28 protein-coding genes are annotated in these 26876 nt (G+C 32.3%); 16 read left to right on the top strand and 12 right to left on the bottom strand.

The window, feature by feature from the left end; translation table 11 throughout:
- Positions 1-27: 27 nt before the first annotated feature.
- The 3 genes from ACTPNM_RS06520 to ACTPNM_RS06510 are packed head-to-tail and all read left to right on the top strand — an operon-like array spanning position 28 to position 1718.
- Positions 28-930, top strand: coding sequence for a lytic transglycosylase domain-containing protein (locus ACTPNM_RS06520; RefSeq protein ID WP_173360425.1), 903 nt, complete (start codon positions 28-30; stop codon positions 928-930).
- On the top strand, positions 930-1136 hold the full coding sequence (locus tag ACTPNM_RS06515; protein WP_440121068.1) for a hypothetical protein: 207 nt from the start codon (positions 930-932) through the stop codon (positions 1134-1136). Before ACTPNM_RS06520 ends, ACTPNM_RS06515 begins: the two co-directional genes overlap by 1 nt.
- A gap of 6 nt (positions 1137-1142) precedes the next feature.
- Positions 1143-1718 carry a helix-turn-helix domain-containing protein gene (locus tag ACTPNM_RS06510; RefSeq protein WP_440121067.1) on the top strand — a complete coding sequence of 192 codons (576 nt, stop codon included), beginning with the start codon at positions 1143-1145 and terminating at the stop codon, positions 1716-1718.
- A gap of 35 nt (positions 1719-1753) precedes the next feature.
- Here the strand turns inward: ACTPNM_RS06510 and ACTPNM_RS06505 are convergent, their stop codons facing one another.
- The 12 genes from ACTPNM_RS06505 to nadC all read right to left on the bottom strand — a co-directional run bounded on the left by ACTPNM_RS06505 (position 1754) and on the right by nadC (position 17402).
- Entirely contained in the window at positions 1754-3568 is a 1815-nt protein-coding gene (locus ACTPNM_RS06505) for a hemopexin repeat-containing protein (RefSeq protein ID WP_440121066.1), read from the bottom strand.
- A gap of 143 nt (positions 3569-3711) precedes the next feature.
- The gene (locus ACTPNM_RS06500) at positions 3712-4377 is read right to left on the bottom strand and encodes a phosphonatase-like hydrolase (protein ID WP_440121065.1); all 666 of its coding nucleotides are present in this window, start codon (positions 4375-4377) and stop codon (positions 3712-3714) included.
- An 8-nt stretch (positions 4378-4385) separates the two neighbouring features.
- A complete protein-coding gene (locus ACTPNM_RS06495; RefSeq protein WP_440121064.1) occupies positions 4386-5537 on the bottom strand; it encodes a TIGR03364 family FAD-dependent oxidoreductase in 1152 nt (383 codons plus the stop codon).
- Positions 5527-6789 carry a DUF5690 family protein gene (locus tag ACTPNM_RS06490; RefSeq protein ID WP_440121063.1) on the bottom strand — a complete coding sequence of 421 codons (1263 nt, stop codon included), beginning with the start codon at positions 6787-6789 and terminating at the stop codon, positions 5527-5529. Before ACTPNM_RS06490 ends, ACTPNM_RS06495 begins: the two co-directional genes overlap by 11 nt.
- A 75-nt stretch (positions 6790-6864) precedes the next feature.
- Positions 6865-9720 (bottom strand): TonB-dependent receptor, encoded by a 2856-nt coding sequence (locus tag ACTPNM_RS06485; protein ID WP_440121062.1) that lies wholly within the window; start codon positions 9718-9720, stop codon positions 6865-6867.
- Between the two features lie 314 nt (positions 9721-10034).
- Positions 10035-10727, bottom strand: a complete 693-nt coding sequence (gene folE / locus ACTPNM_RS06480; RefSeq protein WP_099215356.1) for a GTP cyclohydrolase I FolE — start codon at positions 10725-10727, stop codon at positions 10035-10037.
- A 47-nt stretch (positions 10728-10774) separates the two neighbouring features.
- The gene (gene hisS / locus ACTPNM_RS06475; protein WP_121145747.1) at positions 10775-12139 is read right to left on the bottom strand and encodes a histidine--tRNA ligase; all 1365 of its coding nucleotides are present in this window, start codon (positions 12137-12139) and stop codon (positions 10775-10777) included.
- A gap of 158 nt (positions 12140-12297) precedes the next feature.
- The gene (locus ACTPNM_RS06470) at positions 12298-13233 is read right to left on the bottom strand and encodes a YihY/virulence factor BrkB family protein (protein WP_440121061.1); all 936 of its coding nucleotides are present in this window, start codon (positions 13231-13233) and stop codon (positions 12298-12300) included.
- Between the two features lie 122 nt (positions 13234-13355).
- On the bottom strand, positions 13356-13733 hold the full coding sequence (locus ACTPNM_RS06465) for a four helix bundle protein (RefSeq protein ID WP_440121060.1): 378 nt from the start codon (positions 13731-13733) through the stop codon (positions 13356-13358).
- 119 nt (positions 13734-13852) lie between these two features.
- On the bottom strand, positions 13853-14422 hold the full coding sequence (locus ACTPNM_RS06460; protein ID WP_440121059.1) for a pentapeptide repeat-containing protein: 570 nt from the start codon (positions 14420-14422) through the stop codon (positions 13853-13855).
- A complete protein-coding gene (locus tag ACTPNM_RS06455; RefSeq protein WP_440121058.1) occupies positions 14423-16525 on the bottom strand; it encodes a M3 family metallopeptidase in 2103 nt (700 codons plus the stop codon).
- 16 nt (positions 16526-16541) lie between these two features.
- On the bottom strand, positions 16542-17402 hold the full coding sequence (gene nadC / locus ACTPNM_RS06450) for a carboxylating nicotinate-nucleotide diphosphorylase (protein WP_121145756.1): 861 nt from the start codon (positions 17400-17402) through the stop codon (positions 16542-16544).
- A 362-nt stretch (positions 17403-17764) separates the two neighbouring features.
- Between nadC and ACTPNM_RS06445 the strand changes: the two genes are divergently transcribed.
- The 13 genes from ACTPNM_RS06445 to ACTPNM_RS06385 all read left to right on the top strand — a co-directional run bounded on the left by ACTPNM_RS06445 (position 17765) and on the right by ACTPNM_RS06385 (position 26768).
- Positions 17765-18352: a 2OG-Fe(II) oxygenase gene (locus ACTPNM_RS06445; RefSeq protein WP_120187476.1), complete on the top strand. Its 588-nt coding sequence runs from the start codon at positions 17765-17767 to the stop codon at positions 18350-18352.
- A gap of 68 nt (positions 18353-18420) precedes the next feature.
- Complete coding sequence (locus tag ACTPNM_RS06440) at positions 18421-18966, top strand: hypothetical protein (RefSeq protein ID WP_440121057.1); 546 nt, start codon at positions 18421-18423, stop codon at positions 18964-18966.
- 174 nt (positions 18967-19140) lie between these two features.
- Positions 19141-19806, top strand: coding sequence for a hypothetical protein (locus ACTPNM_RS06435; protein WP_440121056.1), 666 nt, complete (start codon positions 19141-19143; stop codon positions 19804-19806).
- Positions 19807-19963: 157 nt separating this feature from the next.
- Complete coding sequence (locus ACTPNM_RS06430) at positions 19964-20464, top strand: hypothetical protein (RefSeq protein WP_273694266.1); 501 nt, start codon at positions 19964-19966, stop codon at positions 20462-20464.
- Positions 20457-21176: a hypothetical protein gene (locus ACTPNM_RS06425; protein ID WP_273694265.1), complete on the top strand. Its 720-nt coding sequence runs from the start codon at positions 20457-20459 to the stop codon at positions 21174-21176. Before ACTPNM_RS06430 ends, ACTPNM_RS06425 begins: the two co-directional genes overlap by 8 nt.
- Before the next feature lie 171 nt (positions 21177-21347).
- Complete coding sequence (locus ACTPNM_RS06420) at positions 21348-21737, top strand: hypothetical protein (protein ID WP_440121055.1); 390 nt, start codon at positions 21348-21350, stop codon at positions 21735-21737.
- Between the two features lie 176 nt (positions 21738-21913).
- Positions 21914-22741 (top strand): cyclase family protein, encoded by an 828-nt coding sequence (locus ACTPNM_RS06415; RefSeq protein ID WP_440121054.1) that lies wholly within the window; start codon positions 21914-21916, stop codon positions 22739-22741.
- Positions 22742-22785: 44 nt separating this feature from the next.
- Positions 22786-23208, top strand: a complete 423-nt coding sequence (locus ACTPNM_RS06410) for a hypothetical protein (protein ID WP_440121053.1) — start codon at positions 22786-22788, stop codon at positions 23206-23208.
- Positions 23209-23358: 150 nt separating this feature from the next.
- Entirely contained in the window at positions 23359-23898 is a 540-nt protein-coding gene (locus ACTPNM_RS06405; RefSeq protein ID WP_440121052.1) for a DinB family protein, read from the top strand.
- Positions 23899-24048: 150 nt separating this feature from the next.
- On the top strand, positions 24049-24372 hold the full coding sequence (locus tag ACTPNM_RS06400; RefSeq protein WP_141554039.1) for a hypothetical protein: 324 nt from the start codon (positions 24049-24051) through the stop codon (positions 24370-24372).
- Complete coding sequence (locus tag ACTPNM_RS06395) at positions 24362-25057, top strand: TauD/TfdA family dioxygenase (protein ID WP_440121051.1); 696 nt, start codon at positions 24362-24364, stop codon at positions 25055-25057. The genes ACTPNM_RS06400 and ACTPNM_RS06395 overlap by 11 nt, the downstream gene beginning before the upstream one ends.
- A 211-nt stretch (positions 25058-25268) precedes the next feature.
- Positions 25269-25742: a 23S rRNA (pseudouridine(1915)-N(3))-methyltransferase RlmH gene (gene rlmH / locus ACTPNM_RS06390; RefSeq protein WP_440121050.1), complete on the top strand. Its 474-nt coding sequence runs from the start codon at positions 25269-25271 to the stop codon at positions 25740-25742.
- Between the two features lie 165 nt (positions 25743-25907).
- The gene (locus ACTPNM_RS06385) at positions 25908-26768 is read left to right on the top strand and encodes a hypothetical protein (RefSeq protein WP_440121049.1); all 861 of its coding nucleotides are present in this window, start codon (positions 25908-25910) and stop codon (positions 26766-26768) included.
- The last annotated feature ends 108 nt before the right edge of the window (positions 26769-26876 follow it).

Genomic DNA, 26876 nt, shown 5'->3' with positions numbered 1-26876 from the left:
CACAACTTGACAAAAACTAAAAGAGAAATGAACAAATCAATCCGCTTCTTATCTATCTTAACTATAGTATTTGTTGGAATTTTATTTACCAATACTATAAGCAAATCAAACGAACCAACCATTAAAAATGTAGCGGAAAGTTACGAGGTTAAAGCTCTAAAATTACCTAACGATCTAAATTTAGCAGGAGAGCGAGTTCCTATTGAAAAACCTGACATTAGAGAACGAATGGATCGCGAGTTATTAGTAAACACCTATTGGCAGTCTAATGGGTTGTTACTTATAAAACGTGCAAATAAATACTTTCCTATTTTAGAGCCTTTATTAGAAAAATATGGTTTACCTGACGATTTCAAATTCTTAGCCTTGGCTGAAAGTGGTTTTATTGATGAAACATCACATGTAGGAGCTGCTGGTATGTGGCACTTTATGAAGCAAACAGGTAGAGAATATGGTTTAGAAATTAATAGTAATGTTGATGAACGTTATCATATAGAAAAATCTACTAAAGTAGCTGCTGAGTATTTAAAAAAATCGAAAGAACGTTTTGGTTCTTGGACGCTTGCAGCTGCGGCTTATAATGCAGGAAACTATGGTGTTTCTAAAAGACTAGACGCTCAAGGTGTAACTAGCTATTACGATGCATTGTTACCTGATGAAACCGAGCGCTACGTTTTTAGAATTTTAGCTTTAAAAGAAATTATATCTAATCCAAAAGAGTATGGTTTTGTTTTCGATCAAGAAGATTTATACACCCTTCCTGAAACCTATACTGTTAAAGTAGATACTGCTATTAGTAATATCGCCTTATTTGCTAAAAAATTCGGAATAACCTACAAAGAGCTTAAACTACATAACTCTTGGTTACGAGAAAACAAATTAAACAACCGTAGTAGAAAACTATACGAAATTAAAATTCCAGTTAAATAGTGAAAAAAGTACTTCCTTTTATATATCTATTTATAGGTATATTTATTTTAATTAATACGTTTTCTGCCTTTTCTCAAAAAAGAGAAGTGTATCGACTCCTATTCAACTTCACAACTGAAAACCAATATGTTTTCTTACTCGTTAGAGTATTGTTTGCTTCTTGGTTTATAGTTGATGGTTTTAAAAAACTAAGAAAAAATCAATAAGTATTTATGGATAACTTTTTAATCGGAATAGGAAAACGAATTAAAGAAATTAGAAAAAAGCAACATATTACTATTAATACTTTAGCAACCAATGCACAAGTAAGTAATGGTCTAATTTCAAGAATAGAAAACGGAAGAACCATTCCATCTTTACCTGTTTTATTAGAAATTATAAGTGCTTTAGAAATAGATGCCAGTACTTTTTTTGAAGGGGTTGAGAAAAAAACCGGTTCAAAATATATTCATATTAAAAAAGAAGAGCAGCAATTAATAGAAAAAGAAGTAGAAGCTGAAGGGTTTACGTATTATCAAATTTTTGGCAAAAGTTTAAATGCCGTTGGTTTTGAAGCTGTTTTATTAACTGTATCTCCTAATTCTAAAAGAGAAAAGGTAATTACTGATGCTTGGGAGTTTAAATACATTATGAGTGGTGAATGTACCTATCTTATCGATAATGTTGAAGTCACAGTTAAAGAAGGTGACTCTTTGTATTTTGACGGAAGGCTTCCTCATGTACCTGTTAATCGTACTCAAATGCCTTGTACCATGTTGGTACTATATTTTTATTCAGAAAATAATTAAGTAGGGTGCTCACACACCCTACTTATTTTACCCTTTTAGTTTTTTAATCCAGGCCAAGTGCTATTGTTAACCTCTTTAGGATAACCTGACACTGCACTATCTGTTGATTTATTATACTTAATATAAGTATTATCATCAAGGAAAAAGTAACAATAGGTTACATCCCAATCTACAGCTGCTGTTATCTTTGTTGCATAATCTCCTAACCCTGGCCAGCTTCCATTGGTAATAGCTGCTGGATATCCAGAATCTACTGAGTCATTTGTTATACTATATCTTATATAAGTTCCATCATTTAAAAAGAAATAAGCTCTGCTATTATTCCATTTAAAAGCTGCTATAATTTTATTTTTATACGGTTCCAACCCAGGCCAATTTCCATTTGTTATGTTTGCTGGGTATCCCGAATCTACAGAGTCATTATTCATATCGTAACGTAAATACCTTCCATCTTTTAAGAAGAAATATCCTTTATGATTATGCCATTTAAAAGCTGCGCTGATTAAATCTTTATACGCTCCTAACCCTGGCCAAGTACTATTATTTACTTCTTTTGGATAACCATCATCAGACTTATCTACTAGTTTGTCATAACGTATATAGCTATTGTCACTTCTAAAAAAATAAGCTCTATTGTCTGTAAAATCATTCCAATCCAATCCTGCAATTATTTGAGAATTATTATAGGCTACAGAACCTGTTTGTCCGTCAAGTAATACAGTGTAATTAATACTTCCATCAGAATTGTTAGCATCGGTAAAATACCCTTGTGAAGCAGGTACCGTTGCTACGTATGCATTGTTTTTATAAATATCAACATTGTTAGATGCGTTAGAACTCCAATACACTGTATTCGCATTTTGCATCATTACTTTTCTTACCCCTACATTTCCTACTAAAGAAGTACTATTCAATTGCCATTCTTTTTGAATCGGGATGTTTAAGTGAGTTAAGATAGAGGGAACGATTGCTGTTTGTGCAACATGACCGTAAATTCCGCCAAAATCTTGATTTGGAACATTTGAAACATAGGAATTAAACTCATCATTTCCTTCTTTGTTCATTCCTACAAAAATTGTTTTTTCTTGCGTTGTTTGTCCTCCATGATTAAATCCACCAAAACCTCTTCCGTGATCGGTTACTACTAATATTAACCAATCTTCATTCGTTCTTTTTTCAACCTCAGCCACTATTCTACCAAACTGCTCATCTGCTTTAGTAATAGCATTATTATAAGCACTACCAAAACCTAAAGAGTGACCTACATTATCCACATTATCTATATGTGCAAAAACTACATCAGAGTTTTCATTGTTTATAGCATGGATAGCTCCTGTAACGGTATTTTCATCTCCTCCGCTTTTTGAGTGATAATCGATATAGTTCAGTTGCTCTCTAAAGAAATCGTGAATAGGCCCCCAAGTAACAACACTAGCTGTTTTTAGTCCTGAATTTGATTCTTTAATTAATTGAAAAACACTTTTCGCTTTAGAAATATGCGAAGTGCTGTTGTCTGTAACTCCGTGTTTGTTTACCCAAACACCCGTTAAAATAGTTGACCACCCCGGTCCACTACTTGTTTTTTGTTCAGAAAAGGTATTATCGATTCCTCCTGCATAAGCTTTTACAATATTAAGCTTATCTAAATTTGGAGTGGAAGTTCCTGCTATTTTCTCAAACTGGATTCCATCGAAGCCAACAACAAGTACTTTTTTCTTTAAAGAAGACTTTGCCTGTCGTTCTAGTTTTCCTTGTTCTTTGGATACCTCATCCAAATTGTTCTCTTGACAGCTCGACAATCCGAACAATAAAATTAAAGCGCTTAGCTTTACTAAATAATTGGTTTTCATTTTAAAAAAGTTTACTAATAGTTAATTTATTAATCAAAAATACACTATTAGTAAACTTTCAAACTGTTGTTTTTGAGTCTTAATACAAAGATAAATTAGCTAACATTAAATATATATTTAGCAAACATATCATTTACATTTTATTAAACTAACTCACTTAAAGACAACAAAATATAATCTGGCTTTTGAGATTCTAACTGTTCTTTTGTTTGCGCTCCTGATAAAACACCGATGGTTACTCCACAATTGGCATTTTTACCTTCCTCTATATCAATGGCTGAATCTCCAGCTTTTAAAACGAACCTAGCATTGGTTATATTAAATACTTCCATTGCTTTGTGTATCATTTCTGGATGAGGGCGTCCTTTTTCTACATCAGAGGCAGTTAATAACAAATCATAATGTATGTTCTTGTCCCATGCTAATTTTTCTAACAGCTTTTCTGCTATTTGTCTGTTATAGCCCGTATTTAAAACTACTATTATTCCTTTTTGCCTTAAATTGAGCAATACATTCTCTACGCCTTTTATAGGAATTACTTCTAAATTTTCATAAGCTTCATCCAGCATTCTTTTGAACTCTTCAAATATTACTTCAGACTCCCCAAGTTTATTTGGCATGAATTCAACTAAAACATCTTTTATTGCTTGATGTTTTTCTTTTCCTGCTCCTATTCTTAAAACGGTATTTAAATCAACTGCTACTCCGTGTGCATTTAATGCTTCATGTAAGGTTTTATACACTACATTTTGCTCATCTACTGTTGTTCCTGCCATATCAAAAACAACCATTTTAATATTTTCTAACATCTATTTACTTAAAATAATTTATTAATACTTTCTTTTGAAAAGCCTGCACTACCTGTCATTCCTTTTCCTCCAATTCCTGTAACAATGTGTATATTTTCTCCTACAGAATGTTCGAAAAGATCTTTGGTTTTACATTGACTATAAAAGCCTGCCCAACGATATTGAATTTCGTACGTTGGTAGATCGATAATTTTTTTAGCTTCTTGAATCATGAAATTATCTATATCTTCATTCAAGTCAAATCCAAGATCATCTATATTTTTTGCCGTTGCATATTCGTGTGAGTCTCCTAAAATTACTGAACCATCTGTTGCTTGCTTAAATAAAATATGTACACCATATTTTTTCTCAAACGAATTCGGATCTTCTTTTGCTTTTATTGTATTCCACGAAGTACATTCTTCAAAAGCTTCATATCTTCTAATTGTTAGTCCTGTTAAAATAGATCCGTCTAGTTGATAATTCTTCTGTGGTTTCGTCTGCATCATTTGTAGCTTCGATACAATTAAATCACTTTCATTATATATTGACGGATACAGTGTTTTAAAATCACTTCCGTTGCAGATGATTACTTTTGACGCCAATAATTCTTCGGAATTTGATGTTAACACTGATACACCACCGTTAACATTATTTGTAGCAATCACGTTAGTATTATAGTGTATTGTTACATTCAATTCTTTTTTCATGAACTCATGTAAACGAAGAATCATAACTCTAGGCTCCACAGTTACTTCTTCAGGAAAAAACAACCCTGCTTTACAGTAATCACTTCGCAAGCCAGCATACTTATATAAGCATTGTTCTTTGGTTAATAGTTGTGAAGTATAGCTATTATTCTTATTAATTTGATGCAATTCTTCTATTAACTGAACTTCTTCTTCGTTTGAAGCGATATATACAGTTCCGTTTTGACGTATGGAAACATCAAACTGTTCTTGAATACTTTTATAAATAGCTAAACTTTCTCTTCCATAGTTTTGCCATTTTTGATTCATTCCTGAGGGTACTACTTGTCCGAAATTACGAACGGTAGCTCCTTGTGGTTTGTTATCTTTTTCTAAAATAGCTACTGACAACCCTCTCTTTGCGGCATGGTAGGCATGAAAAGTTCCTAAAACTCCTCCCCCTACAACAATAAGGTCATATTTATGATTCATATACCAATTGATTTATTTTTTGTTCTTTGTTTTTTTTAGCTTTAAAAAAGTAAAAGCTATATAGTGTTATAAGTATTCCTATAAATGCTAATATGTAAAGTGCGTATGTAAAAAAGCTTAGCCATGAAATATCTCCTTTTCCGAAGTTTTTATATAATAGAATTAATATACTTCCAAAGTAACCAAAAGCATCAGCTATGTAGATTAAGAACCCTACATTTCCGTTAATTTTAAAAGTTGCTATCATGCGGTCGAAAAATATTCCGTTAAAAGGCACATAGCAACTATACAATCCTAAACCAGAAATAATCATCCACGTTAATGCTGAAATTTCGTTATACTGAAATAAATAAGTACTAATAATCACTGCCAAACACGATACAAACAACACATAATGATAGTAAACAAATGCTTTGTAGTTTTTGCTAATGCTTCCTATTACCCCTAAAATAATGAGTACAATAATGGCTATAGGGATTTCTGAAATACTATAAATTGAAGCGTCTTTGTACCCTAAAGAGTCCCATATTTCTCGGGCAAAGTTGTCTCTAAAATCTCTTAATGCTGTGAGTAGCATAAAAAAGAAAACGATAAGTATTAAAGGTCCTGAAAATTCTTTGAATAACTTTTTTCTTCCTGCTGAATCTAATGGTTTACGTACTACTTTAAGTCGTGTATCTTCTTCTGTTGGTTTGGGTAACTTCTCTAGTAACCAAGCAAAAAATATTAACGGAATTATAAAAAACAACCCTGTTATAAAAGGCATCCAATATTCGTTAAACCCAAAACTATCTAACACTATTTTTCCAACTGATTTTACAGCTCCTGAAGAAACTATAAAACTCGAGGACAAAATTACTCCTAATAGTTCTGTGGCTTTTCTTCCTTCTAAATAAGAAAACACAATTCCCCAAACCATACCTAAAGGCAATCCGTTTAAAAACAGGAATAAGATATTGTAGGGTGCGGGGGTTATAGCAAAACCTAACAAGCTTACTTCTGCAAATAGAATAAAGCTAACTAAAGCTAGCATCCTTTTACCTGATTTCATTTCGGAAATGACTTTTATCCCTATAAACTTTGATAATGTATATCCAATTACTTGGGCTATTATCAAGAGAATTTTATAATCAACTCCCCAAAAACTTTCATCGGCAAAAGTGGCTACTGTAAATGGCTTTCGAAAAGCGTACATACAAAAGTACGTACCGAAAGCTGCTATAGAGGCTCTTGCTATAAATCTTATATTCATACTAACTTTTTTAATAATGCAAGCCCTCATAAAAATGAGAGCCCGCATTGCATTTATAAACAGAAAACAAGTTCATTACAGATTATACTTTACACCGATGCTTCCTTTTATCCCGTAGAATTCTACTTGCTTAGGACGGTCTTCAGTTTTTCCATAATGATAAATTAGGGGATTGTTTAATATGTTATTTACATCTGTAAAAATGGTCCAGTTTTTTCCTATTTGACACGATGCTGAAAAATCTAGCGTATTGTATTTTCCATAGTAAATGTCATCGATATCTCTTTCTCCAAAACCAATTGCATAGCTTCCTTTGTGGTTATAAGCTAATCGTGTATTGAATCCTCCTTTTTCAAAGAATAACTGTGCATTGAATAAGGTATTGGCTTGGTATGCAATAGATACTTTTCTTCCACTTGGTTTTGTCATTTCAGAGTCCATAAATGTTGCATTTAACTGAGTTCCGAAGTATTGTAAGAATCCAGGTAAGAAATCAAATCGTTTATTAATTCCTAATTCTATACCACCAATCCAAGCGTCTGCTCCATTTACTGGTGTACTAAACTCTACTCCTGTATTTCCATTGTAAGTGCCTTGATACGTATCGTTGAATACAGGGTCTGTAATTGATTTATAGAAAATACCTGCATTTATTACCCCTACATTTTTAAAGTAGTACTCTCCTAATAAGTCAAAGTTCCATGAGAATGTAGGGTTTAAGTTTGGATTCCCTCCTTTAAACTCGTTATCAAATGAGATGAAAGTACCTCCTGGAGCGATATCTCCAAAGTTTGGTCTTGAAAAACTTCTTGTTGCTGCAAAACGAATGTTTAAATCAGTTTTTGGAGAGTATTTTACATGCAACATTGGTAATACTGCCCAATAGTCTTTTACATTTCTTACAGCATTTAATTGGCTTTGATCAGCATCCCAAACATAACCGTTTACCTCTGTTTCTGTTTTGGTTGCTCGTAAACCTCCCAATACCGTGAATTGATCTGATAATTTTAAGGTTCCCATTCCGTAGAATGATAAGTGAGTTTCATCTACATTAAAGTTTCTTCCTAAACCTCCACCGTTTTGTAAAATTTCTGAATCTCCTTCTAAAACAGTTAGGTTATTTTTATTGTTTTTCCAGAAGTTTACCATTCCTTGTTCTGATAATACTGGACCGAAAGTAGCCTGAATATTAGCCCCCATTTCTTTCAAATAATCTGCTCTTCCTGGTTGCTCTATAATATTTTGAGAATACTCTGATAAATTAGGTGTTGTTCCTGCATTTGCTTCATCCCAACCATAATATACGTCCTCAAACTTAGCTCTACGATCTTTATCTCTAAACTTAGTACCTACTTTTATTTTAAAGTTGTCATTAAAAGTATGTTCATAGTTTAAAGACGCTACAATATTATCACGCTCTTTAATTGATATTTTATACAACTCTAAATCTGCAAACGACATTTGAGACGCATCCATTTTAAATGAAGGATTGCTAAAGAAACCAAATAAAGCATCTGTATCGTTATAATCTAACAATCCTCCATCTGCTTTCCAGTAAGCTCTATCGTCTCCAGCTCCACCAGCTGCTTCTGGTCTATTCTGTAAATATTCAGGTTTCATTCCTACTCCATCTTGCTTAAACTTCACTACATAGTAGCTCTTGTCTTGCTCTGTTGGAATTCCACCGTATCTAAATTCATTATTATAATTAGCTATACTCCAATCAAACTTACCATTACCTGTAATATGTCTCCCACCAATTTCACCACCAATCATTTCAGTAATTAGTTCATTGTAGATATTTTGTAATTCAACTCTTGCTGTGTTAGTTCCTGAATCAAACTTATCAAAACGTACTCTGTGCTTGTAATGTGTTTCGGTATCTGACAATGTTCCATACACTCCTCTAAAGTGCATTTTATGCTCTGGTGTAAAGTTATACTCCATCGCTCCGTTTAAACCTTTGGTTATTCTTACACCATTATAATCTCTTAACTCCATTCTAAATACCCCTTCATCTCCTTTTCTTCTCGCTTCAAAATTGTCCGTTCCCCAGTTTCTATTCCAATATGAACCATTTACAATAAATCCAAACTTTCCATCTTTACTTCTGTTTCCATACGTTAATGAAGCATTGTAAATTGGCTCTCCAGATTTTTCATTATAACCACCACCAACATTTACATTTAAAATTCTTTTTGCTGGTGCTGTTTGAGTAATAAAGTTTACTCCTCCACCAATACCATCAGCTTCCATTTCTGGTGTGTATGCTTTTGCTGCTTGTACGTATGAGATTAAATCGGAAGGAAAAAAATCGAAAGCCGTTGCTCTTGAAGTAGTTTCTTCTTCTGCCGTAGGAATACGGTTTCCGTTAATTGTTGTAGAAGCCCAGAATGGAGGTAATCCACGAACTGATACAAAACGCCCTTCTCCTTGATCTCTTTCAATAGATAATCCTTGGATACGCTGTACCGTTTCTGCTGCATTTCTATCTGGTAGTTTTCCTATTCCATCTGCTGCAATTACATTCATAATACTCATTGATTTCTTTTGAATACTTAATGCTCTTGCTTCACTGTTTCTTCTTCCTGAAGAGGTAATAATTACTTCTTCTAAATTTTGGTTAGATGGCACTAACGTAATTACACCTACATTTTTCTTTACATTCGTGTTAATTGAAACTGTTTTTGTTTCAAAGCCTATGTAGGATATTTCTAAGGTTACATCACCTTTTTTAACATTTGACAATACAAAGTTTCCATCAAAATCTGTGTTGACACCTTTTGTTGTTCCTGACAACATAACACTAGCACCAGGCAAAGGATAATTTCCATCATTTACTATTCCAACAATAGTAGCCCCCTGACCTAAAGCTGCACTACATGTAAAAAGAACAAATAGTGAACTTAGTAAAAGTTTAAAATTATTCATTGGTTTATTATTTACAATTATTAAAATTAATATTGCAAATCACCATATTATTTTACTATTTGTAAACTTTTAAATATTAAGAAAACTTTTACGAATTGCTATTATAGCGTAACAGAATTGTTAACACCAAAGGTTTTAGTTTTAACTAAACGTAAACAACACTGTTTTTCAACTAATTAAAAAATAATTTAGGTATAGATAAAAACAAAAAACTCTCAACTTTAGTCGAGAGTTCTCTTGTTATCCTTTTTACTAGAAGTAAAAAAAGCTCATTCTTTCGAATGAGCTTTTTTATTTATTTTAAACTTTATTTTCTATTGAAAATCAGTATTTAATTTTATGTAATCTAAGAATTCACGCTTGGTTTCTTTATTTTTAAATGCTCCACCAAACTCAGCAGTAACTGTACTACTTTCAATATCTTTAATACCTCTTGAGTTAACACATAAGTGTTTTGCATCTATAACACATGCAACATCTTGAGTTCCTAAAGCTTCTTGCATTGCTTGTACTACCTGCATAGTTAAACGCTCTTGTACTTGTGGGCGCTTAGCATAATACTCAACAATACGATTCATCTTAGATAAACCGATTACTTTACCATTAGAAATATACGCAACATGAGCTCTACCAATAATTGGTAATAAATGGTGCTCACATGTTGAATATACAATAATGTTTTTTTCAACTAACATTTCACCATACTTATAAGTATTGTCAAATGTTGACGCTTCTGGTTTATTTTGTGGGTTTAACCCCATAAACAACTCATTTACGAAAGCTTTTGCTACCCTTTTAGGAGTACCTTGCATGCTATCGTCAGTTAAATCCATTCCTAACGTTTCAAGAATTTCTTTAACGTTCTCTTGAATTTTTTCAATTTTTTCCTTGTCAGAAATATCGAAAGCATCCGCACGTAAAGGCGTTTTAGCCGACGTACCAATGTGGTTCTCTCCTATTTCATCTATGCTATCGTCATTCATTTTGTTGTTGTTCACTTCAAACATTTCTATCTAAAATTAGTAGGGCGCAAATTTACAACATTGTTGGTAATTTACTGCACTTTATTTATCAATTCGTCTAAAGAACAAGTAGTTTGCTCTCCCGTCGACATATTTTTAACAACAAGCGTACCATTTTCAACAGTTGTCACTACAAACTCAATTTCTCTATTTGTAGCATATTTCCACTGCTTTTTTTGCTGGTTGTTACTGCTTGCCACATCTGGATACATTTCTGACTTTATATTGTTTTGTCTTAATGTTTTTATGGCTTTTACTTTATCTAAACTCTCGCTTTCTTCAAAATTTAAAAACAATACTTTAGGTTTTGGTAATTCTACTGCTTCAAACAATCCTAACTCTTCCATTACCAAGTAAATTCTATCTAATCCAAAAGAAATTCCTACTCCAGAAACATCTTTTAAACCAAAAATACCTGTCAAGTCGTCATAACGACCTCCACCACCAATAGAACCCATTTTTACACCTTCAGGTGCTGCTACTTCATAAATAGCCCCTGTGTAATAGTTCAATCCTCTAGCTAAGGTTACATCTAGCTCTAAACTTGCTGAATCTAGCCCTAAACTTTCTACGTTATTAACTACGGTTCTTAAATCAGCCACTCCTTGTAATCCTTCTTCCGAACCTTGTAACATAGCCTCTAAAGAAGCTAACTTATCTTGATTACTTCCAGAAAAATTAAATAATGGATCAACTTTTTCTATCGCTTCAGCAGAAATTCCTTTCTCCAACATCTCCTTAACTACACCGTCTTTTCCTATTTTATCTAACTTATCTAAAGCCACTGTAAAATCAATCAACTTGTCTGATGCTCCAATTACCTCAGCAATTCCTGATAAGATTTTTCGGTTATTGATTTTGATAGTCGTACCTTTTAATCCTAACTTACTAAAAACAGTATCATATAATTGTACAAACTCAACTTCTTGCCATAACGAAGTACTTCCTACCACATCGGCATCACATTGATAAAACTCACGGAAACGTCCTTTTTGTGGTCTATCTGCTCTCCAAACTGGTTGAATTTGGTAACGTTTAAATGGAAATGTAATTTCGTTTTGGTGTTGTACTACGTAACGTGCAAACGGAACTGTTAAGTCGTAACGTAAGGCTTTTTCAGAAATTTTTGAAGTAACTTTTTGACTGTCTTTATCTGCCAATAAGTTTTCATCTACTTTCTTTAAATAATCACCAGAATTCAAGATTTTAAAAATCAATCTATCCCCTTCTTCACCATATTTCCCCATCAATGTAGAAGAGTTTTCAAAACTTGGTGTTTCAATAGGTTGAAATCCGAAATTTTCAAACGAATGTTTAATTGTATTGAAAATATAGTTTCTTTTTGCTACTTCTGTTGATGAAAAATCTCTTGTTCCTTTTGGGATTCCTGGTTTCATTTTATTAGTTTTTAGTCGTTAGTCCTAAGTTGTACTAAGCATTAACGTATAATTATGATTTTTTCAATTAGGAGTTAATTGACAATTCGTAATTAAAAATTCGTAATTTGTTTTGCGTTTTAGCCTGCAAATATCCGAAAAAAATATGAAGAATAATGTTATTTAGCTCTCGCTTTATTTTTACGTTTTAAACGATAAATTGTAGCGTTTAACTCAAAACCTAAGAGTAAAATAATAGCATTTAACCACACGAACAACATTAAAATTAACAGGGTACCAATTGAGCCGTATAGCTGATTGTATTGAGCAAACTTAACTACATAAATTCCAAATAAGTAAAAGGTAAACATAGATACTACTGTAGTTAAAATAGCACCTGGAGAAAAGAACTTAACCTCTTTACCTTGTTTGGTTCCGTACCTAAAGAGTAAGGATACAATGGTAAAAATCATTACTAAAAACAAGAAACCTCTTCCGTAGTAAAACAAGTCTAAATCTCCTGTGTTTAACCATCCAATTTTGTGAATTCTTGTTAAGGCTATTTGATAAAAGATAATGAGTGTTACCGTTACGATTAAGAAAAATGACATTAGCAATGATACTGCTAACGAAATAAAATAGGCTCTTAAAACATTTCTTACTTCGGTTACATGATAAGAATATTCAAACCCACCAAATATTGCATTTACACCATTGGTCATTAAAAAAATAGAGGCTAAGAAACCGAATGACAATAATCCACCGTATTGATTGTTAATAATATCTTTTATAACAAAATCTACCGCCTCAAAGGTTTTTGGTGGTAATGCTTCTTGCATTAATGAAAGTAACCCATCTTGAAATCCATCAATCGGGATATAAGGAATCAATGTTAAAATGAATAGTAAAAAAGGAAAAATAGCCATAAAGAAACTAAAAGCAATACCTCCTGCCCTTGTCGTTAATGCTCCTTTTACAATACCAATAACATACATTTCAAGTACATCGTACAAAGACATTCCTTCTAACCCCGGAATTTTAATTTTCTTTCCGAAGGCCACGAGCCAGTTAATTACTGGAATTTTCTCAAGGTTTTCTTCTATCTGTTTAGTCATTTTCTTTTTAGTTGCAAAGTGTTTCTAGTTTCAGAGATTCTAAGTTACAAAGTGTTTTTAGTTGCAAAGTGTTATTGGTTCCTGAGATTCAAAGATGCTAAGTTTTTTTAGTTGCATAATTTTTATCGTTTTTCTTTTAGCTTTCTTATTAAACTTGACAGCATTCTTTCTATCTCTCTTGATTCTTCATAAAGTCTATCAAAAGATTCTTTTGAAATATACTCTAAGTTTGAAGAAATTTCAAGTTGCGTTTGTAATTCAAACAACGAGGCTATTCCTATTTTTAAAAAGCGAATAAAATCTCCTAAACTTTGTCTTCCAAATCCTTCAGAAATATTACTTGGTACTGAAACTGCACTTCTTCTTATTTGTGAAGTTAGTCCAAAAGTTTCCTCTTTAGGAAAATCATTGGATATTTTATAAACCTCAGTTACAAAACCCATCGATTTTTGCCAAACCAACAAATCTCTGAATGTTTTTATACGCGTTTTCTCTTTCATTTTATACTTTTCTTTTTCACTTTGCTTCTATAACTCTTAGAAACTTTGCCTCTTTCTAACTTTACTTCTCAACTTCTTCGCCACTTTGCCACTTTGCCACTTCAATAACCCCAACCACATTACTCCACCACAATATCATATTTATACAATAGTCCTGCAATATTCTCATTAGAAAACTTTGCTTTTTTAACCCTATTATTTTCAGGATCAATTGCAAAATTAGTAGCAGTTGTAAAATCTGCTTTTTCTAAATTCGTCTGATCAAAAATTGCTCCTTTTAAATCACAATCTTTAAAGAGACCTCTACTTAAGTCAGCTTCAACAAAATCTACTTCTTGCAAATTACAACTTATAAATTTTGTAGTGGGAATTTTTAATTGGTAAAAAGAAGATAAGTTTAACTGGCAGTTATGAAAGCTCATTTCTAGCAAAAAGTTGTTGCATTCATTAAACTTTACCCCAACCATTTTACAATTTTCAAAAGTGCAATCTTTAAAAAAAGTGTGGTTTACCACTGTATTACTAAAATTACAGTTGATAAACTCACACTCTAAAAATTCAATATTTGAAGCATGTACGTTCTCGAAATTGCAATTCTCGAACGTACAGCTGTCATATTCTCCTTTGTTGATTTTTGTTACTGTAAAATCAACCTTTGTAAATGTTTCGTTGTCAAAGAAATCATTCATTTATTGTAACCCTCTTGCTTTTAGCATTGGTTCTGCTTGTGGATCTCTTCCTGCAAAAACTTTATACATTTCTGCATAATCCATCGTATTTCCTTTCGATAAGATTTGCTCTCTAAACTTCTGACCGTTTTCTCTAGTTAACAATCCGTTGTTTTTAAACCAATCGTACGCATCGTGACTTAACATTTCTGTCCATAAATACGAGTAATATCCTGCTCCATATCCTCCACTAAAAATATGTGCAAAATACGTTGAACGATATCTTGGTGGTACCTCATCAATCTTTAACTTCATTTTAGCCAATGCCTCTTCTTCAAATTTAGCTACATCTTCAATTGTAGTGTCTGCTGAAATAGTGTGCCATTGCATATCTAAATTAGAAGATGCTAAGTTTTCTATAATTGAATATCCTTGGTTGAACGTTCCTGCATCTTTAATTTTTTGTAATAATGCATCAGGAATTACTTCTCCTGTTTTATAATGCAATGCATAGTTGTTTAATACCTCTGGATGTGTTGCCCAGTTTTCGTTAAACTGCGATGGGAACTCTACAAAATCTCTTGCTGTACTTGTTCCTGAAATTGATGCATATTTTTGATTTCCGAATAAACCGTGTAACGCATGTCCGAACTCATGGAAGGTAGTTTCTACATTATCAAAACTAATTAATGCTGGTTCTCCTTCTGCTGGTTTTGGATAGTTACAAACGTTAAATATTACTGGCTTTTGTCCTCTTAATTTAGATTGTTTTACAAAAGCACTCATCCACGCTCCTCCTCTTTTACTATCTCTTGCAAAGAAGTCTCCGTAGAACAATCCTAACTTACTACCATCTTCTTCAAAGATTTCATACACTACCACATCTGGGTGATATGTTGGAATATCTGTACGCTTTTTAAAGGTAATTCCGTATAATTTTGTTGCCGCATAAAACACTCCTTTTTCCAACACATTGGTTAACTCAAAGTATGGTTTTACCTCATCTTCATTTAAGTTGTACTTAGACTTACGAACTTTTTCAGCAAAATGATTCCAATCATATGGTGCTAAAGTAAAGTCGTTTCCTTCTTTGTTAATTTCTGCTTGAATTTCTTTCGTTTCAGCAGCTACTTTTTCTAATGAACCAGGAATTAATCCGTTGAACATTTCAAAAACTTTATCTGGTGTAGATGCCATTGTTCCTTGTAAGCTCCAACTAGCAAAGTTGTCAAAACCTAAAATTTGTGCTTTCTTAGCACGTAACGAAGCCATTTTCTTTACTAAATCGCTTGTATCGTACTCACCTGCATCTGTTCTATGAATAGATTTTTCGAACAATTGTTTACGAACTTCTCTATTTTCTAAAGTTTGTAATAAAGGTTGTTGCGTAGTATTGATTAATTGGATTTCGTACTTTCCGTCTTTCTCTAATCCTTTAATTTTTTCTTCAGAAAGTCCTTTTAACTGTTCTTTATCCGTAACCGTTAAACCTCCTTTTTTGCTAGCATCTAATAACTTTTTTCCGAAGTCGTTAGATAAGCTTGCTAATTCTGCATTAATTTCTTTTAACTCGTTTTTCTTTTCTTCAGATAAGTTAGCACCTGCTTTAACGAACTTTTTATATTGTTCTTTTACCAAGTGTTTAGACTCTGCATCCAACTCTAAGTTCTCTAAATTATCGTGTACCGCTTTTATTTTTTCAAACAACTTGGTGTTTAATAAAATTTCATCGTTGTGTTTAGAAAACTTTGGAGCTAATTCTTTTTGATTGTCTTTAATTGTATCGTTCGTATGTGCACCTGCTAAGGCATAAAAAACTGCTTCAACATTATCTAACGTTTTGCTACTTTCTTCAAAAGCTATAATTGTATTTTCAAATGTTGGAGCTTCTGTATTTGCTATAATTTTAGCAATTTCTTCATTTTGAACTTCCATACCTTTTAAAATTGCAGGCATAAAGTGTTCGTTTTTTATTTTGGTAAAATCAGGTGCACCATAAGGTAAACTGCTTTTTACTAATAATGGGTTTTCTACCATGTTTGAAGTGGTTTCTTTTTTAGTTTGCTCTGTTTTACACGACATAGCTACTACTAGCGTTGCTATGAGTAATAGTTGTTTTTTCATGATGTAGTAAGTTATATTAATCGACTGCTTTTAAGCTTAAATCCATATTATATACTGAATGTGTTAAGGCTCCAGACGAAATAAAATCAACACCACACTCTGCATACTCTCTAATAGTCTTTTCGTTAATTCCTCCAGAAGATTCTGTTAAACATGTATCTCCTATCATTGCTACCGCCTTTCGGGTATCTTCATAGTTAAAATTATCTATCAAAATTCTATACACCCCTTCGTTTTGTAAAATTTCTTCAATTTCTTCTAAACTGCGTGCTTCTACAATAATTTTAATATCTAGTCCTTTTTCCGCTAGGTATTTCTTAGTCTTGGTTATTGCTTGTGTAATTCCGCCAGCAAAATCAATATGATTGTCTTTAATCATTACCATATCATATAAGGCAAATCGATGATTTTCTCCACCTCCTATTTTTACTGCCCATTTTTCTAAAGCACGGATTCCTGGTGTTGTTTTACGAGTGTCTAACACCTTAGTTTTGGTTCCTTCTAACAGGTCTGCGAAAAACTTGGTTTTGGTTGCTATAGCACTCATACGTTGCATGGCATTTAGTACCAAACGTTCTGCCATTAATATAGATTGTGATTTTCCTGATACGTAAAAAACAATATCTCCATACTTTACTTTTTCTCCATCATTTATTAAGGTTTCAACTTCTAATTCTGGGTCAACATAATTAAACACCATTTTAGCAAATTCTACCCCAGCAATTACTCCTTCGTCTTTTACCAATAGCTTTGCTTTACCTTTTGCATCGGCAGGAATACATGATAATGAGGTATGATCTCCGTCTCCTATATCTTCTCTAATAGCATTGGCTATAATTAAATCTAACTCTTTATTAAATTGTTCTTTTGAAATCATAGTTTTGAATTATTGACGTAAAAATACAACTATTTTTAGTTCTCCGTTTTGAGTTATTAGTTTATTGTTTGATAATTTTTATCACTCCTTTGCTAACAAAGTTCTACAACTTCTACAGTTTTTTTCTAATACTTAATAGCTTTATAATTATTAAAATGATTCTTGTTTTTTGGGCTAATAGGGTTGCCATTATTTAAAAAAACTGAAAGCCATTACTTACTATTTAACACTCTTGGTTAAAATACTTGCTTTTACGGAATGCTTTTTATGGTTATTGGTTGTTTTTTTATACTTTGCTGTTAAAAACCTAATTTTTATAAAGAGAAACTTACTTTTTCTTCGCTTTTAACTACTTATATACTATGGCAATAAACTATCCTTTTGGTCTTCCGTTGAAACATAATTTTGCTGAATTTGTGCATTATAATGGGTTATTTCTTCCGCATGAAACGGAACGAATTCTTAATTTATGGGATGATAATGAAAAAATTAAAGCTACGCTGAGCGGAGCAGACACTTATGATGATGAGCTTCGAAAAAGTGATGTGATGTTTATTGATAATACTCCTGAAAACGAATGGATTTACAACCGATTGGCTGGTTTGGCTATTAAATGTAATAACGAACGGTATTGGTTTGATTTATTAGGGTTTCATAACAATTTGCAATTGGCTAGCTATACTGAGGGCGATTTTTTTGATTGGCATTTAGATTTTGGTGCGGGTGAAATTTCTGATAGAAAGTTGAGTATTTCCATGCAGTTATCTGACCCCGATGAGTATGAGGGTGGTGATTTACAGTTTATGTTTAATCAGAAAATTGTAAGTGCTCCTAGAGAGAAAGGTACCATCATTGTTTTTCCTTCTTTTATGATGCATCGTGTTACTCCTATTACTAAAGGGGTTCGTAAATCTATTGTGGGTTGGGTTGCGGGGCCTCCGTACAGGTAGTGGTTAATCGCTAGTTTTTAGTTTTTAATGCTTAGTTGTTAGTTCTTGGGAGTTAGCGATTTATTTCTATGCAAAGTTTTTATGATGTTACGGCAATTACTTTTGATAAAAAGGTCTGTGCCGTAGTGTTAACGGAGCATGCCGTGATATCAGCGACCCGTGCCGTAGTGTCTGCGGAGCATGCCGTGATATTAGCGACCCGTGCCGTGGTGTCTGCGGAGCATGCCGTGATATCAGCGACCCATGCCGCGGTGTCTGCGGAGCACGCCGTGATATTAGCGACCCGTGCCGTAGTGTCTGCGGAGCATGCCGTGATATCAGCGACCCGTGCCGTGGTGTCTTCGGAGCATGCCGTGATATCAGCGACCCGTGCCGTAGTGTCTGCGGAGCATGCCGTGATATTAGCGACCCGTGCCGCGGTGTCAACGGAGCATGCCGTGATATTAGCGACCCGTGCCGTAGTGTCTGCGGAGCACGCCGTGATATCAGCGACCCGTGCCGCGGTGTCTGCGGAGCATGCCGTGATATCAGCGACCCGTGCCGCGGTGTCTGCGGAGCATGCCGTGATATTAGCGACCTTGATAGCTACATCTGAAGTCGTTAATGACACCTAAAACTACTTTTATTACTTAAATAATTGAGCTTATGGGATTCCGTAAGAATGTATGCATGCTTTGTGTTAGGTTCGCAGGGATTTAAAATATAAAATACAATTATAGTCTTACTAAAGTAGCTGTATAACAGTGTATTCTACATCTACACAAACAAGTTAGCTGTAATATAAAAAAATGACAAAAGAAAAATTAATTGACAGAGTACAGCATTTAATAAACCAAGGAAATACTGTTGTCGGAACTCAGAAATATGCACAATTTCACGGAAATTATGTTGACCACGGATTACAAATGGGATTTAGGTCAGCTTCATTATCATTTATCCAGAATTTGTATGGAGAAAAACATAATTACTATAAAGACTTTGATGAACGTGTAAAAGGAGATGGATTATCTGAAACAAAAAGTGGCTTAAACATTCTTACTTCAATAAAGGCTGAAATTGAAAATGATTGGCTTCTCTCAATAAAGGAATTAGTAACATCTGAAATATTTGCTGATTTTTTAGAAATGAGTAAACATTTTTTAGACTTAAAATACAAAGACCCTGCGGCTGTGATGATTGGCTCTACTTTAGAAGAACATTTAAGACAATTATGTAATAAACATTCTGTAGATACAACATTTGAGAAAAATGGAGATTTAGTTCCTAAAAAAGCAAATCTTTTGAATGCAGATTTGGTTAAAGCAGGAGCTTATGGTGTTTTAGAACAAAAAAACGTCACTGCATGGTTGGACTTGAGAAATAGAGCAGCACACGGAAAGTATTCAGAATACACAATAGAACAAGTTGATTTAATGTATCAAGGTGTTTTAAATTTTATAATGACAACTAAATAAATACTACAGCTAACAATGGCTATAAGTAATTGCTTGTTCTCGCCTACTTCTGAAAATCCTCGCGGATTTTCAGCTTGGTGTGTACTTGCAAAGTTAAGTACTGACCCACGCAACTACTCATAGCCGAGACCGTTAGCAGCAATTAAAACCAAACAATATGAATCATAACATCAGAATTAAAATTGGCTCAATAGAAATTGAGTATGAAGGAACAGAAGACTACTTAAAGAATGACTTACCATCTTTAATTGACAAATTGGTAGCCCTAAAGGGAATACCAATGGAAGAACCTGCAACTGAATCTAATAACGGGAATGATGAAAACGCTAATGACACAAAAGATGTAGCGAATAACACCCAATTACAAATGTCAATAAATTCAATTTCAGCAAAACTTAATGTAAAGTCTGGTTCTGACTTAATAATTGCTGCTTGTGCTCACTTGGTTCTTGTTCAAAACAGAGAGACATTCCAAAGACAAGATATCCTTAACGAAATGAAAAAGGCTTCAAATTACTTTAAAAGCTCACATCGTGGAAACTTGACTACGTCACTTAAAACACTTGTAACAAATCATAAACTAATCGAGAGAAAAACTGGTACTTATGCACTTCCAGCAACTACACTGAAATCATTGAAATCAACTTTGAATGCATAAACCTTTACAAGACTTATTAAGCGACTCTAAACTTAATCGTAAAGAAAAAGTTTTAGTTTTATTGGCTCACGATGACTCATCAGTCAAAAAGGTATCTGAAATAAAAGTTTTAGCTGTCACTAATGGATTAAGAGAAATTGAAAAGTGGAATATTTCAATGGTTTTAAAATCTTTAAATGGTTTAGCTATTAAAGTGAAAGACGGTTGGTGTTTAACAACTAAAGGAGAAGCATATTTAGTTGATAAAAATTTTCAACCTAAAAAACCAAAGGTTGTCGAATATGTAAATTTAAAAACCGAAGCTGAAAAAATTAAGTCAACTTATGTCAAAGAATTCGTAATCGAAGCTATTGATGCTCTTGAATACGACTTACTAAAATCTGCAGTCGTTTTTTCTTGGATTGGAGCTATTTCTGTAATGTATGAACATATTATAAATAACCGACTTGTCGACTTTAATAAAGAAGCTAAAAGGAGGTTTCCGAAATGGAAATCTGCGACTAACATAGATGGCTTGACAAGAATGAAAGAATATGATTTTTTGCAAGTTTTAGAATCGCTTTCTGTTTTCGGAAAAAACACTAAAAATGAATTAGAACAATGCTTGAAATTGAGAAATTCTTGTGGACATCCGAGCACTCTGAAAATTGGTGGAAATCGAGTTTCTGCTCATTTAGAAATATTGATTTTAAACATTTATAAAAAATATTAACCGAATAAATAACAGCTGCTAACACCGTATATAATTTATTGCTAGTTCTAGCCTACTTACGAAAATCCTTGCTGATTTTTTATCTGAGATTTATTTGCTAGCTTTAGTGCTTAAATACACGCAACTAAACATACACAAAAACGTTGTGCATAATTTAAGAAAACGAAAACTATGAAAATAATTTTAATGACTTTATTATTTGGAATTTTAAACATCCAAACCAATCAAGAAAAACCTATTGATAAATGGATTCAAGAAATCGTTAACGAAATGATTGAAATGAATGACCTAGAAAAATACAGTGAAAAAGAAATCCCTTCTGACATAAAAGTAAATTTTATTATGGTGGAATCCGTGAAAGACATAAAAATTGAAAACGGAATTATAAGTATGCTCATAAATCACGGAACTGGAAAATATTGCACTGAATTGAAATTTAAATATGTGGAAAAGGACAAGAATTTCTACCTGATTTTTGACGAACCCGAAATGAAAACAATACTCGGAACTGAAAGAAAATTTATTAATCCGTGGATTGAAAAAAATAGAGTATGTGAATAAAAACTATGCACAACACCGTATAAAATTAATTGCTAGTGTAAGCCTACTTACGAAAATCCTCGCGGATTTTCTATTCGGTTTGTATTTGCTAAATTAGTTACTTAAAACGTGTAACTAACCATATACAAACATGTTGTGCGTGATTAAAAATCATCCAGCTTTTTAAATTTAAAAAAATGAAAAAAACATTTTCTTTAATTCAATTATTCCTTTTTTTACTGTTGGCGTGTAATGAGAAACAGACCAAATCGTCAGATTCAAATAAATCACACCAAACAAAATTCTCAGAAAGCAAAATTATAGATTTATCTCATGCATATTCCAGTGAGACTGTATATTGGGTTACAGCAAAGGAGTTTAAATTAGATACTGTTTTTAAAGGACAAACAGATAAAGGTTTTTATTATTCCGCAAATAATTTTAGTACTGCAGAGCATGGTGGAACTCATATAGATGCACCTATCCATTTTGCTGAAAAAGGTCAAACTGTAGATGAAATTCCTCTTGAAAAATTAATTGGGTCTGCTATTAAAATTGATGTTTCTTCAAAAACACTTAATAATCCTAACTACTTAATAAAAATTGATGATTTTTTAGCGTGGGAAAATAAAGAGAAAATCAAAATTCCTAACGGAAGTATTATTTTATTAGAAACAGGTTTTTCTAAATACTATCCTGATAAAGTTAAATATATGGGAACCGATGAACGAGGTGAAGATGCAATTAAAAAACTACACTTTCCTGGGTTGTCTAAAGAAGCAGCAAAATGGTTAATTGAAGAACGAAACATCAATGCAATTGGAATTGACACGCCAAGTATCGATTATGGTCAATCTGAATATTTTGAAAGTCATGTTATATTACTCTCTAAAAACATACCAGCTTTTGAAAATCTAACCAATCTAGATAAACTACCTAGTATTGGATTTAAAATAATTGCATTACCAATGAAAATTAAAAATGGTAGTGGTGCGCCATTGAGAATTGTAGCAATAGTTAATTAGAATAATAACCACGCGCAATAACATGTAGAATTTATTGCTAGTATTTGCCTACTTACGAAATGAAACAGGATATTAGATTAATTTTTAAAGCAAATGAATCTGACTTTTATGTAAATGGAACAGAATTTAATGATTCTGATTTAAAGAATATACCTAACTCAACAATTACTCTGAACTTGGAGTTATCTAACATAACTGACAATGGAATTCAAAACCTACCGAAACTTCCTAATTTAATCTGCATTGACCTTGACTCGACAAAAATCACAGATGAATCTTTGAGAAAGATAGGAGAATACAAATCGTTAAAAGAAATTTGGATTGAACAAACCCAAATTACCGATATTGGAGTCAAATACCTGACTGAATTAAGAAACCTTGAATTTATCTCTATTCTCGATACAGAAATTACGGAAAAAGGAATTGAATTATTAAGAAACGAAATACCTAACGTAGTAATTCATTAAAAAACACAAGGTATATGATTCATTACTAGTACTCGCCTACTTAAGAAAATCCTTGCGGATTTTCTATTCGGTTTGTATTTACTAAATTAGTTGCTGAAACAACTAATTACTCATAGTCAAGATCGTTGACAACAACATAAAAAAAGCTATATGATTAAACACATTGAATTTCCATTAGAAAATGAATATCCTGGTTATGCTGAAATGTACATGAAACTAGTTAAAAGAGATGGAAGTCTTATTGAACAATTGAAATCGAGTTTGTATAAAACAAAGTCTTTAATAGGTAACTTATCGAATGATGAATTAGACTATCGATATGAAAAGAATAAATGGTCAATTAAAGAAGTTTTAGTTCACATAATTGATGACGAAAGAATATATGGATATAGGGCTCTTTCATTCGCTAGAAATGATAAAACAAATCTCCCAGGATTTGAACAGGAAGATTATAATTATTATTCTGACACATCGGAAAGAACAATTGAGAATATATTAGAGGAATACGAAGCTTTAAGATTATCAACAATAGCTTTGTTTAATGGGTTATCTGACAAATCATTAAAACGTATCGGGGTTGCAAACGGAAATAGAGCAAGTGCAAGAGCTCTAGGATATCATATTCTCGGGCACGAATTACATCATATTAAAATAATAGAAAACTTATACTTGAAAGAATTAAAGAAGTAAAAACTCAACAATGTGTAACCGCAATTACTTTAGATTTGACTACATACTAACCCACTCGGAATTACTAACGTAAGTTTTTAACCTGAAAACAGTAACTTTGAGCGCTTAAATGACGATTACACAAAATTGTTAAACAAAATTAAAAACGATATGAAAATTGAATATTATTCTGAATTTGACGATAATGACTTTCCAATAGTTAAAAAGCTAGATATTGAGATTGATGAAAGTCTACCAATTACAATGTTGCTTGAATCAATTCATAAACTGACTAAAATACCAAAGTATAGAGAAATAAAATGGGACGGAAAAGTGGAAAAAATAGCCTGTTCCTATTATTTCAAAAATTCTAATGAACCTTACGATTTTGAAATGATAATGGATTTAAATAAGCCAATAAGTGACTTTCCTAAAAAAGGTTCAAAAGAAGAATTAAGCCTATTTATTGACAAAAACACTGGGCTTGTTAACTAAATATAATTTTAAAGAGACAATAATTTTTCAACAAATTATTGATGACTTAAGAAAGGGAGAAAGTATTGTACATATAACGCATTTTCCTATTTCAGACAATGATTTAAGTACATTCATAAATCAAATTGGAAGTCCCATTCATGAATATAGAAATAATGACCAGAAAGCTATCTTTGATGTAAAGATATACAAACAAAACAACTATTTTAAATCCATTGCCAATTCTAATTTAGCTTTTCCACTACATACAGACTGTGCAGATTTTGAATCAGTCCCGAATTGTATAGGCTTATTGTGTGTTGAGCCAGCTTTAAATATGCAAGGAATCAATAGTTTTTCATCTGTAGATGATATTTTGAAAAAAATACCCCAAAAAAAGCTAAATGAACTAAAAACTAAAAATTGGAGATTTAGAAATCGATTAAAACCAATCTTTCAGAAAAACAGAGAAAATATAACAGTATGCTATGATAGAATTACAATTGAATCTTTTTCCAAAAATAATAAAGAAGAGATAGAAGAACTAAATAGACTTGATAAATTATTTGAAGAAAACTCATTTCAAATTATGTTGAGAAAAGGAGATTTGATATTATTCAGAAATGATTTGTTTCTACACGGGAGAAGTTCTTTTGAAGCTAATTCAAAACGATTGATTAAAAGAATTAGGTTTGATATAAAATAACTTTTTCCAACAAAGAACTGGGGTAAAAACAAGTAAGTTTCACAAACCTTTATACCAAAGTGCTTTTATGGTATATATTATACGGTAAAGCACTTTTTACTATTGTAAAGGTTTGTTTTAGTAGCATATTACACACCACTCACTATTAAAAAAGCTTTTCATACTTAAACCTACCCTTTAAGAGTTTATAAAACATTCGTAATTTTGCCGTATGAAAATAAAACTACTCGCTATAGGTAAAACTGACAATAAGCAGTTACAGCAATTAATTGACGAATATCAAAACCGATTAAAACACTACGTAAAGTTTGAGCTGGAAATTATTCCAGATATAAAAAACGTTAAAAACCTAAGCGAAGCGCAACAAAAAGAAAAAGAAGGAGAGTTAATTTTAGCTAAACTACAAGCTACAGATCAGTTAGTTTTATTAGACGATAAAGGAAAACAACATACTTCAGTAGAATTTTCAAAATATTTACAAAAGAAAATGAACTCTGGTATTAAACAACTAGTGTTGGTTATTGGAGGTCCGTATGGTTTTTCTGATGCTGTATACAATAAAGCACAAGGAAAGTTATCGTTATCTAAAATGACATTTTCTCACCAAATGATTCGCTTATTTATTGTTGAGCAAGTGTATCGTGGATTTACTATTCTTAGAAACGAACCTTATCATCACGAGTAAAAACTCTAAAACTTTTATTTACATCAAATTTTATGTTACTCAAAGCATTATGTTTTTAATTTCCTGAAAAGCATGGTAAAAAACATGTTAAAAAGTTATTTTTTTTTTGCAATTAGCCATACTTTTGCGCCCCAAAAAAACATATACTTAATAACATAGATTAAAATGAAAACATTAAGACTCTTAGTTACTTTAACTTTTTTCATAACGTTTGCTTCCCTACAGCAGGTAAATGCTCAAAATGATATTAAAGCTTTAAAAATTCAGGTAAAGAATAAGAAAGATCAAATTAGTGCTAATGAAGAGATTTTAATTAGTGGAGTTGATGCTTTAAAACGTGTGAAAGGAAACTTAGAACGTTTTAAAAAAAGTAAAAAAGCTACAAAACAAGAAGTAGAGAGAAAAGAAAAAATTGTTGCTAACATGCAACAAAGACTTAGCAAGCTTAACAATCAAATTGATTTGCATAAAAAAGATTTGGCTTCTTTAGAAAGAAAATTAGCTAGAAAGGAAAAGAAAGAACAACCAAAAGAAGAAACTAAAACTGAATCTACTGCTGCAAGCACTGGTCTTGTTGTGTATGAAGATAATATAAGTGATGAGCAGAAAGAGGTTCTTTTACAAAAGCAAAAGCTTGAAGAGGCTCGTAAAAAATTAGACGAAGAAAGAAAAGCTAGAGAGCTTGCTTATTTAAAAGAGCAAGAAGCTTTACGTTTAGAAGAAGAGAAGCTTAAACAATTAAGTAACCAAATTAAAGCTAAAGAAAAGAACATTAGTAAAGAGAAAAACACTTTAATTAGTGACCTTGAAGATGATATTAGCATTAATGAAGAGATTTTAATTAGTGGTAAAGAAGGTTTAGCTAGAATGAAGTCTAAATTAGAAGAGGCTAAAAAAGATGCTTCTAATTCAAAAGAAAGCATTGAAAGAAAACAAGCTATTGTTAATAAAATTGAAAATCGCTTGTTAAAAATTGAAAACGAAATTGATGCTAAAAAACAAGAGTTAGCTAAAATAAAAGGATAAGAAATCCTATCTTAATACAATTAAAAAACTCCAAGCTTTTCGCTTGGAGTTTTTTATTTTTTTAAACATCCACTTTTAAACAAAAACTTGCTTAGAAAACTTATTGTA

The sequence above is a fragment of the Tenacibaculum sp. Ill genome (assembly GCF_051938915.1).
GTDB classification, from domain to species: domain Bacteria; phylum Bacteroidota; class Bacteroidia; order Flavobacteriales; family Flavobacteriaceae; genus Polaribacter; species Polaribacter larymnensis.
This window is presented reverse-complemented; position numbering and strand designations above follow the sequence as displayed.

Bases quoted from the DNA above. Each gene is read 5' to 3' on its own strand.
- ACTPNM_RS06520 (WP_173360425.1), top strand. From the start codon at position 28: ATGAACAAATCAATCCGCTTCTTATCTATCTTAACTATAGTATTTGTT.
- ACTPNM_RS06510 (WP_440121067.1), top strand. From the start codon at position 1,143: ATGGATAACTTTTTAATCGGAATAGGAAAACGAATTAAAGAAATTAGA.
- ACTPNM_RS06505 (WP_440121066.1), bottom strand. From the start codon at position 3,568: ATGAAAACCAATTATTTAGTAAAGCTAAGCGCTTTAATTTTATTGTTC.
- ACTPNM_RS06500 (WP_440121065.1), bottom strand. From the start codon at position 4,377: ATGTTAGAAAATATTAAAATGGTTGTTTTTGATATGGCAGGAACAACA.
- ACTPNM_RS06495 (WP_440121064.1), bottom strand. From the start codon at position 5,537: ATGAATCATAAATATGACCTTATTGTTGTAGGGGGAGGAGTTTTAGGA.
- ACTPNM_RS06490 (WP_440121063.1), bottom strand. From the start codon at position 6,789: ATGAATATAAGATTTATAGCAAGAGCCTCTATAGCAGCTTTCGGTACG.
- ACTPNM_RS06485 (WP_440121062.1), bottom strand. From the start codon at position 9,720: ATGAATAATTTTAAACTTTTACTAAGTTCACTATTTGTTCTTTTTACA.
- folE (WP_099215356.1), bottom strand. From the start codon at position 10,727: ATGTTTGAAGTGAACAACAACAAAATGAATGACGATAGCATAGATGAA.
- hisS (WP_121145747.1), bottom strand. From the start codon at position 12,139: ATGAAACCAGGAATCCCAAAAGGAACAAGAGATTTTTCATCAACAGAA.
- ACTPNM_RS06470 (WP_440121061.1), bottom strand. From the start codon at position 13,233: ATGACTAAACAGATAGAAGAAAACCTTGAGAAAATTCCAGTAATTAAC.
- ACTPNM_RS06465 (WP_440121060.1), bottom strand. From the start codon at position 13,733: ATGAAAGAGAAAACGCGTATAAAAACATTCAGAGATTTGTTGGTTTGG.
- ACTPNM_RS06460 (WP_440121059.1), bottom strand. From the start codon at position 14,422: ATGAATGATTTCTTTGACAACGAAACATTTACAAAGGTTGATTTTACA.
- ACTPNM_RS06455 (WP_440121058.1), bottom strand. From the start codon at position 16,525: ATGAAAAAACAACTATTACTCATAGCAACGCTAGTAGTAGCTATGTCG.
- nadC (WP_121145756.1), bottom strand. From the start codon at position 17,402: ATGATTTCAAAAGAACAATTTAATAAAGAGTTAGATTTAATTATAGCC.
- ACTPNM_RS06445 (WP_120187476.1), top strand. From the start codon at position 17,765: ATGGCAATAAACTATCCTTTTGGTCTTCCGTTGAAACATAATTTTGCT.
- ACTPNM_RS06440 (WP_440121057.1), top strand. From the start codon at position 18,421: ATGCAAAGTTTTTATGATGTTACGGCAATTACTTTTGATAAAAAGGTC.
- ACTPNM_RS06435 (WP_440121056.1), top strand. From the start codon at position 19,141: ATGACAAAAGAAAAATTAATTGACAGAGTACAGCATTTAATAAACCAA.
- ACTPNM_RS06430 (WP_273694266.1), top strand. From the start codon at position 19,964: ATGAATCATAACATCAGAATTAAAATTGGCTCAATAGAAATTGAGTAT.
- ACTPNM_RS06425 (WP_273694265.1), top strand. From the start codon at position 20,457: ATGCATAAACCTTTACAAGACTTATTAAGCGACTCTAAACTTAATCGT.
- ACTPNM_RS06420 (WP_440121055.1), top strand. From the start codon at position 21,348: ATGAAAATAATTTTAATGACTTTATTATTTGGAATTTTAAACATCCAA.
- ACTPNM_RS06415 (WP_440121054.1), top strand. From the start codon at position 21,914: ATGAAAAAAACATTTTCTTTAATTCAATTATTCCTTTTTTTACTGTTG.
- ACTPNM_RS06405 (WP_440121052.1), top strand. From the start codon at position 23,359: ATGATTAAACACATTGAATTTCCATTAGAAAATGAATATCCTGGTTAT.
- ACTPNM_RS06400 (WP_141554039.1), top strand. From the start codon at position 24,049: ATGAAAATTGAATATTATTCTGAATTTGACGATAATGACTTTCCAATA.
- rlmH (WP_440121050.1), top strand. From the start codon at position 25,269: ATGAAAATAAAACTACTCGCTATAGGTAAAACTGACAATAAGCAGTTA.
- ACTPNM_RS06385 (WP_440121049.1), top strand. From the start codon at position 25,908: ATGAAAACATTAAGACTCTTAGTTACTTTAACTTTTTTCATAACGTTT.